The following is a 1,299-nucleotide window of genomic DNA, read 5'->3' as shown; positions in this document are numbered from 1 at the left end:
TGGGCTGTGTCAAGTTTCGTAGACAGGTCTTTTCGGGATCAGGCGGCGGTTGCTGCCTGAGTTTGGGCTGCCGCGTGAACGGCAGCAGGCGTGCGGTATCCGAGGGTCGAGTGGAGCCGTCGTCGGTTGTAGAAGACCTCGATGTAGTCCATGACGGCGAACCTCGCCCGCGTCCGGGTGGGGAAGCGGTAGCGGTGGTACATCTCGTTCTTCAACATCGAGAACCACGACTCCGCGACGGCGTTGTCGTGGCATGACCCGGTTCTTCCTACGCTGAGGGTGACGCCGAGTTCGGCCGCGACGGCGGCGTATTCCGCGGAGGTGTACTGGGAGCCGCGGTCGGAGTGGAAGATCGCCCCATCGGCCAGGTGGCCGTGGGTGTGGGCCATGCGCAGCGCGTCGCTGATGAGCTCGGTGCGCATGTGGTCGGCCATCGACCAGCCCACCACCATGCGCGAGTACAGGTCGATCACGGTGGCCAGGTAGAGCCACCCCTCGCCGGTGCGCAGGTAGGTGATGTCGCCGACGAGCTTGGATCCAGGCGCCGGTGCGGTGAAGTCGCGCTTGAGCAGGTCCGGACGCGAGGCGGCGTCCTTGGCCGGGATCGTGGTCCGCTTCTTGGAGCGGGGCTGGATCCCGAAGATGCCCAGCCGCCGCATCGCGCTACGCACCATGTAGACGCTGGCGTGGATGCCCTGGCCGGCCAGCTCGGCACGGATACGGCGATGCCCGTTGACGCCGTCGGAGCCCTCGTGGGAGGCCACGACCACCTCCTCCACCGCGGCCCGGTGGCGGGCACGGGGGCCCGGCGAGGGGTCGGTCCCGCCACGGTTGATCCAGGCGTAGTAGCCCGAGCGGGAGACCCCCAACAGGCCGGCCATGAACTCGATCTTGTGGTGGGCCTTCTCCGCGGCCATGAGCGCGTACCTCTCGCTCACGCTTGCGTCTTCGCGAAGAAGGCCGCTGCTTTTTTCAGAAACGCGTTCTCTTCGGCCAGCCGCCGGTTCTCGGCCTCGAGCTTGGCGATCCGGGCCGCGGTGACCGGGTCGGCCACGGCCGCTCCGGCCTCGTCGGCCACAGCCATCGGATGGGCCTCGCGGTAGGCCTTGACCCAGTAGCCCAGCGAGGACTCGTTGATGTCGAGTTCGCGAGCGACCTGGGCGATCGGCCGACCACCCACCACAACGAGCTGCACGGCATCAGCCTTGAACTCCGCGGTGTAATGCCGGCGTTGAGATGTAGACACGACGCTGAGCGTCCTTCCTGGTAGCGACTGTCTACGAAAATCGTCTCACCTCA

Annotated in this window: 1 protein-coding gene; it reads right to left on the bottom strand. The window is 66.8% G+C overall.

The window, feature by feature from the left end; translation table 11 throughout:
• Positions 1 to 38: 38 nt before the first annotated feature.
• A protein-coding gene (locus ACYQ1K_RS27870) for an IS3 family transposase (protein WP_459986886.1) occupies positions 39 to 1,246 on the bottom strand; the annotation gives its coding sequence in 2 pieces (ribosomal slippage) (positions 39 to 964 and positions 964 to 1,246; 1,209 coding nt in all).
• Between the last annotated feature and the right edge of the window lie 53 nt (positions 1,247 to 1,299).

Source organism: Nocardioides sp. AN3 (assembly GCF_054653495.1).
The sequence above is the reverse complement of the archived record's forward strand: the minus strand, read 5'-3'. Positions and strand labels throughout refer to the sequence as shown.